General features: G+C 58.6%; 7 protein-coding genes. 3 read left to right on the forward strand and 4 right to left on the reverse strand.

The window, feature by feature from the left end; all coding sequences use genetic code 11:
* The 4 genes from C5P05_RS01715 to C5P05_RS01730 form a co-directional block, all read right to left on the reverse strand.
* A partial coding sequence (locus tag C5P05_RS01715; RefSeq protein ID WP_114968172.1) for a lytic murein transglycosylase occupies window positions 1-1,084 on the reverse strand: 1,084 nt, incomplete at its 3' end.
* Between the two features lie 7 nt (window positions 1,085-1,091).
* Window positions 1,092-1,817, reverse strand: coding sequence for an RES family NAD+ phosphorylase (locus C5P05_RS01720; protein WP_232834300.1), 726 nt, complete (start codon window positions 1,815-1,817; stop codon window positions 1,092-1,094).
* Window positions 1,804-2,247 (reverse strand): MbcA/ParS/Xre antitoxin family protein, encoded by a 444-nt coding sequence (locus C5P05_RS01725; protein WP_114968174.1) that lies wholly within the window; start codon window positions 2,245-2,247, stop codon window positions 1,804-1,806. The genes C5P05_RS01720 and C5P05_RS01725 overlap by 14 nt, the downstream gene beginning before the upstream one ends.
* Window positions 2,248-2,463: 216 nt before the next feature.
* Window positions 2,464-3,480: a LacI family DNA-binding transcriptional regulator gene (locus C5P05_RS01730; protein WP_114968175.1), complete on the reverse strand. Its 1,017-nt coding sequence runs from the start codon at window positions 3,478-3,480 to the stop codon at window positions 2,464-2,466.
* Window positions 3,481-3,587: 107 nt separating this feature from the next.
* Here C5P05_RS01730 and C5P05_RS01735 point away from each other — a divergent pair, with 107 nt between their 5' ends.
* The 3 genes from C5P05_RS01735 to C5P05_RS01745 all read left to right on the forward strand — a co-directional run.
* Window positions 3,588-4,610, forward strand: coding sequence for a Gfo/Idh/MocA family protein (locus C5P05_RS01735; protein WP_114968176.1), 1,023 nt, complete (start codon window positions 3,588-3,590; stop codon window positions 4,608-4,610).
* An 11-nt stretch (window positions 4,611-4,621) separates the two neighbouring features.
* A complete protein-coding gene (locus C5P05_RS01740; protein ID WP_114968177.1) occupies window positions 4,622-6,220 on the forward strand; it encodes an acyl CoA:acetate/3-ketoacid CoA transferase in 1,599 nt (532 codons plus the stop codon).
* Window positions 6,221-6,292: 72 nt separating this feature from the next.
* A partial coding sequence (locus tag C5P05_RS01745) for an amino acid ABC transporter permease (protein WP_114968178.1) occupies window positions 6,293-6,821 on the forward strand: 529 nt, incomplete at its 3' end.

The raw sequence follows: 6,821 nt of genomic DNA on the forward strand, positions 1-6,821 counted from the left end.
CCTGCACCGCTGGGCCGCCGGCCAGCTGATGTGCCAGCAGGCCGACGGCGAGTGCATAGCTGGTCGAGTTGTTGTAGCGCAGGATGGTGCGGAAGTTGGGTCCCACCAGGAAGGCCGGCCCGCGCGCGCCGGCTGGAAGCAATATTGCGCTGTCGGCCAAGGCCGGCAGCGGCGAGCCGTCCATAGCTTGCACACCCCCGTCTGTCCAGGCGGCGGTTGGCTGTCGCACATCGGCGTCGGCGCGCGCAAAGTCGAATCCCGGCGGCAAGCGTACCTCGAGCCCCCACGGCTGGCCGGCCTGCCATCCGGCGCTTGCCAGGAAGTTGGCGGTCGAAGCCATCACATCGGCGAGGCTGCTCCAGATATCGCGTCGGCCATCGCCATCGGCATCGACCGCATAGGCCAGGAAGTTCGATGGCAGGAACTGCGTCTGGCCCATCGCGCCGGCCCACGAACCGATCATCCGCGCGCGGTCGATGTCACGGTTCTGCAGGATTTTCAAGGCTGCGAGCAACTGGCCGCGCGCCCACTCCTCGCGTCGGCCCTCGAAGCCGAGCGTCGCCAAGGCGTCGATGGTCGGGATGTCGCCCACAAAGCTGCCGTAATTGCTCTCCATGCCCCAGATCGCGACGAGGACCTCTGGCGGGACGCCGTAGCGCGCTGCTATGGGTTCGATTTCGGGGCGCAGTTGCAGCAGCTTATCCTGGCCACGGGCAATTCTTTGCGTCGACAGCGCGCTGTCGAGGTAGTCCCAGACAGCGCGGGTGAACTCAGGCTGCGCCCGATCCGACTCGATGACGCGTGGGAGGAAGCGGACGTTGTCGAATGCGATGTGGAGCGTGGCCTCGTCGATGCCGGCTGTGCGTGCGATGGTGCTGAACTCGACCACCCAGCGGGCAAACCTCTGGCTGTGTTCGACCTCGCTGGATTCGGTCGGCGTCGGGTTAGCGACTACCTCCGATGGCGCCGGTGCCTGGGTTTCGACCGATGGTGTGGAGGCGCAACCCACAACCGCGAAGATCGCCAACAACGCGGGAGCAAGCCAGCAGCGCGCTGACGCTGGAAAACGGGGTGGTGTTTGCATTCGTTCCTTAACTCTTTTTCTTCGGTACGCGGGGAGTCTTCATTATTTCGATCAATGGTTCTGGCGTCCCAGACCAACTCATGCGGTAGGCCTCGGCCTTTCGGACATTGCCAACCAATGCCGGCCTGAAGCACACCAGGTTTGTTCCAGTCGCATGACGCACGCTGGGGTACACAAGGCCAAGTGACCCGTTTCCCAGCAGCTGAGTTGCCAGTGACTGGGACGGGATGTAGCTCTCTGGATTTAGGCAGTCCTTGAAGCGTCGACCACGCCGCAGGTCATGAAACTCTGCGTTGAAGTCCGAAAAATAGGTCTGGTACGAAACGGTATCGTCAAACCGGTCGATTTCAGCGTACTCCACCGACTTGTGAAAGATCACTTCCGCCAGCGCGGTTGGCGCATCAAATGCGCAGTACCAAGCGCCACGTTCGGCGTTGTTGAACCGGCTGCCTTCCGGGCGGGGGTAGGTGAACGCCGCATTGATGATCCGAAAATTCGGTATCCCGAAAACCAATTCATCGACCCCAATCCCAGGCAAGCCACCAAACTCACCCATAAGCCGCTGGTTGGTTGCGTTGTCCAGATCAAAAAGATCGTTGAGGTGTTGCGCATCGTCGGCGATCGGCTGCAGCACGGAATCTGTCGTTTCTGCAAAGCGACTGGGAATCAGGCGCACCGTATCGAACTGGCGGATTGCAACTATCGGAGGCAGGGCCAACTCAGATACCGCCACGCCTGGCATCCAGCAATTTGCGAACGGTTTGCATGCCAATCAGGCCGCCAGAGAGCATGTACTGCAAGGGCGTACGGCCCGCAAAAATGGCATTCTTGTTCGGCAGCGAAACCCATTCATCCGCGAGCTTGTCGCCATAGAGGATGTGCAGGGCTTTGTAGATGCCGATCAGGAAAGAGATCCGCGTGATTCGATCCACGTCGAGCAATCGTTGCGGGGCTTTTTTCCATTCGTAAAAGGCGCTGTTGGATATGCCGCCCAGCAGTTCCCGCGCGTCCTCATCCTTGAGGTTCCACTTGGAAGCCAGATTGAAGAAGCCTTTGAGCGCGGATCCGGAGAGCCGTTCGCGTTCTGCTTTCGAACTCAAATCCACCAAGCCGGTGGGTTCGAACTGTGTCGAAGGGTATGCCAAGGCGTGGACTGCAGACATGTCTATACTCCGTTTGTGGATGTATTTTAGTCTGTTTTTGGATTTTGTCTACCCCGCTGCCTTCGGTCCTTACCATTGCCATGGCCGATTCGCTGAGCCAAACGAACAGGAAGGGTGTCGAAGGCAAGCGGATTTGTCAATGTGCGTGGACGAATAGGGGCAGATCACGCCGCCGCCCACTGTGCGCTCCAGCATGCCCAATTCCGGGTCGATTGCCTATGCGGTTTGCCGCAGCTTTAAATTGGGCTTGGCCAAATACAGTTGTTGCTTCTCTCCGGGGTTTTTGATTCTATTCAGCAAGACGCTGGCAGCCTGTTCGCCCAGTTCGCTGGGTCGAATATCCATCGTCGTCAACGGCGGGTTTGAGTGTTCTGAGTCAAGCACATTGTCGAATCCAATCAGCGCAAAATCAGACCCCGCTCGAAGGTGGCGTTCGCCAAGTGCCGACAGGGCACCAAAGGCAACAATATCGTTGTAGCAAACCGCTGCCGTCGCCCCCAATGACTTGGCCAACAGGGCATTCATCGTGGCGTAACCCCCTTGTCGATTGGGGTTGGCCGGAACCACCAAATCGGGATTGAAGGTGACCCCCTTCTTGGCTAGAGCCGCTTTGTAGCCCGCCATTCTCTGATCCAGCACTACGCCTTTTTGTCCACCCAGGAAGCCCACACGGCTATGTCCAGTTTCAAGCAAATGCGTTGTGGCGAGAAACACACCGAGTTCATTGTCCGACCCCGCAAAATCATAGTCACCCGGCCCTAAATTACGCACAAACACAGTCAATGGAATGCCCCAGGACTGGACTGTCTTTAAAAGCGTGCGTGGCGTGTTGAGCGCGGGACACAACATGATGCCTGCCGCGTTTTGCTCGCGCATGGACATCAACACCTTGGTTTGCATCTCCACACTTTCGTTGGTATGCGCCATGAGAACGATATAGCCTGCCTCAACCAGCTTGCGCTCAATGCCGACGAGGACTTCGGCAAAAAAAGGGTTCATCAGGTCGTTGATGATGACCCCGATAGCGTTGGAAGAATTGCCCCGCAATTCACCTGCACGCCGGTTGTACACATAGCCCAGCTTGGCCGCCGCCGCGCGCACTCTCTCTGTGGTATCGCCACGAATCAAGGGACTCCCCTTTAGCACCAGGGAGACCGTGGATTTGGAAACGTTTGCTTCCAAGGCGACATCCACGATCGTGATCGTGCGGGGAGATGGTGTGTTGTTGTTCATGGCTTCTAAGTATTTTCCCTAGGTTGGCGAATAATGTCTTGATATTTTGTTGGAACGTTCCAATAATTCATTGCATCGTTCCAACAAGTCTAATTGAAAAGACCCAAATGAGTACAAACAAATCTATTGGCTGGGGCCTCATTGGCGCCAGCACCATTGCCCGACAACACATGATCGGCGCCATTCGCGCTCAAGCCGGGCACCAGGTGGTGGCCGTCGCCAGCAGCAGCCAGGCGCGCGCGGATGCGTTCGCGACAGAAAACGCGATAGACGGCGCCTACGGTTCCGTGGCCGCGCTTTTGGCTGACCCTGCAGTAGATGTGGTGTACATCAGTACAACCAATGACCTGCACCATGACCAGGTATTGGCAGCCGCAGCGGCAGGCAAGCATGTGCTGTGTGAAAAGCCACTGGCTCTCCAGGCCGGCGATGCGATCGAGATGCTTCACGCATGCCGCAAGGCGGGCGTCGTCTTGGCAACCAACCACCACCTGCGTAACGCCGCAACCCACAGGAAAATTCAGGAGTTGATCAAGGGTGGTGCGATTGGCAAGCCCCTGTTTGCGCGTGTCTTTCATGCGGTCTACCTTCCGCCGCACTTGCAAGGCTGGCGCCTGGACAGGCCACAGGCGGGCGGTGGCGTGATTCTGGACATCACGGTCCATGATGTGGACACCTTGCGCTTCACCCTCGGTGCCGAGCCGGTTGAGGCGATTGGCATGACGCAATCAGCGTCTCTGGCCAAAGCCGGTCTTGAGGATGGCGTCATGGCCGTGCTCCGATTTGACAACGGTGTGCTCGCGCAATTGCACGACGCCTTCACTGTGAAACATGCGGAAACGGGCATCGAATACCACGGTGAGACGGGTTCGATCATCGGTCGCGATGTGATGACACAGCAGGCGGTCGGGGAGATCATCCTGCGCAACGCAGACGGCGAGCAGCTTATCCCGGTTGAACATGAAAACCTGTATGCGCGCGGCGTGGCCGCATTTTGCGCGGCCATGTTGGGCAAGGGCCAACCGGCGGCAAGCGCTGAAGACGGCGTGCGGTCACTTACAGCAGCACTCGCCGTGGTCCACGCCTGCCGAACGGGCCAAGCCCAGGCTATTGCGCCCATCTCGATGTAACGGAGTACAGGGTGAAAAACAAAATCATCACGGCCGAGCAAGCTGCCAAATTAATCAACAGCCAGGATGTCATCAGCATCAGCTCAAGCAGTGGGCTGGGTTGTCCCGACAAAGTACTGAAGGCGTTAGGTGAAAGATTCGATGTGGAAGGCGCGCCGACCAATCTGACCACGCTCAATCCAATCGCCGCAGGCGATATGTATGGCATCAAGGGCATCGACCACCTGGCGAAGGCCGGCATGCTCAGTCGGGTGTTGGCTGGCTCCTACCCCAGCGGGCCATCGTCCCTCCCCATGCCAGCCATCTGGCGCATGATCGTGGACAACCAGATTGCCGCCTACAACATCCCAAGTGGAATCCTGTTTGACATGCATCGTGACGCCGCGGCAAAACGTCCCGGTGTGCTCACCAAAGTCGGTTTGGGCACGTTTGTCGATCCGGACTTGCAGGGCTGTGCCATGAACGATGAAGCGGCGGCCAAGCCGGTGGTTCGCAAGGTCATATTTGATGATCAGGAGTGGCTCTATTTTCCGGCCATCGCACCCCAGGTTGCGATCATCCGAGCAACCACAGCGGATGAAAACGGCAACCTGACCTATGAGCACGAAGGCGCACTGTTGGGCGGCCTGGACCAGGCGCTCGCCGCGCGTAACAACGGCGGCATCGTCATCGCCCAAGTGAAGCGGGTCGTCAAAGCGGGCAGTCTGCGTCCTCACGATGTGCATGTTCCCTGTAATTTGGTGGACTACATCGTGGTCGACCCAGACCAGTGGCAGACGACCCAAACGCCTTATGACCCAGCCATCAGTGGCGAAATCGCTCAGCCCCTGGACTCATTCGAATTCCTGGCCTTTGGTCCGGATAAGGTCATTGCACGCAGGGCTTCCATGGAGCTCACGAAGCACTCGGCAGTGAACCTTGGATTTGGAATTTCAGCCAACGTACCGCGGATTCTTCTGGAAGAGGGTTTGCACGGTGACGTCACCTGGGCCATTGAACAGGGCGCCGTGGGGGGCATGCCGTTGCTGGGTTTTGCCTTTGGTTGTGCCGCCAATGCCGACGCCATCATGGCCTCGTCGAATCAATTCACCTACTTCCAGGGCGGGGGATTCGACGCCACTTTGTTGTCATTCCTGCAGGTTGATGAAAACGGCAGTGTCAACGTCTCCAAACTGGGCGCCAAGCCCTACCTGACCGCAGGCTGCGGTGGCTTTGTCGACATCACCGCCCATGCACGCCATATCGTGTTTTCGGGATTTTTTACGGCTGGTGCTCAGTTGCAGGTGGGAGATGGACGACTCACGATTCTCAAGGAAGGAAAGACGCGCAAGTTCGTGAAGAACTCGGAACACATTACCTTCAGTGGTGTGATCGGGCGTCAGCGCGGTCAGCGCGTGACCTACGTGACCGAACGCTGTGTGATCGACCTCGAACAGGACGCGCTGGTGGTACGCGAAATCGCACCGGGCATCGATTTGCAACGTGATGTTCTTGATCAATCCGAAATTCCATTGCGTGTGAGTCCAGAACTGCGGCTCATGGATTCCTCGATATTCCGCGACGCACCTTTTGGGCTGGAGCTGAAAGAGGGGAAGGTGACTCGTGGCTGATGCCTTTCACGCCATTCGGCGCATGACGGACCCGGGTTATTTGTTGCGGGCAACAAGCCTTGCCCTTCGCTCATGAAGTATTCGTTTCAATTTGGTGATGTCTTTGCCGCCTGGCCGCTGCTGGTCAAGGGCACGCTCAGCACCATCGAGCTCTCGCTGCTGGCCATGCTGCTCGGCCTCATGCTGGCGATCGTCTGCGCCTGGGGCAAAACCGCCGGGCCGCGCCCGCTGCGCTGGCTCATCAATGCCTACATCGAGCTGATTCGCAACACGCCGTTTCTGGTGCAGCTGTTCTTCTTCTTTTTCGCGCTGCCGGCGCTGGGCCTGCGCTGGTCGGCCTACGCCGCCGCGCTGGTTGCCATGGTGGTGAACCTGGGTGCCTACGCCACCGAGATCATCCGCGCCGGCATCGAGTCGATTCCCAAGGGGCAGATCGAGGCTGGCCTGGCGCTCAACCTGAAACGCCATGAAATCTTCCGCTTCGTGATTCTGAAACCGGCGCTGCGCACGGTGTACCCGGCCCTCACCAGCCAGTTCATCCTGCTGATGCTCAGCTCGGCCGTGGTGTCGGCGATTTCGGCCGACGACCTGACCTCGGTGG

Origin of the sequence: Rhodoferax ferrireducens (assembly GCF_003347515.1) — a bacterium.
Classification (GTDB): domain Bacteria; phylum Pseudomonadota; class Gammaproteobacteria; order Burkholderiales; family Burkholderiaceae_C; genus Rhodoferax.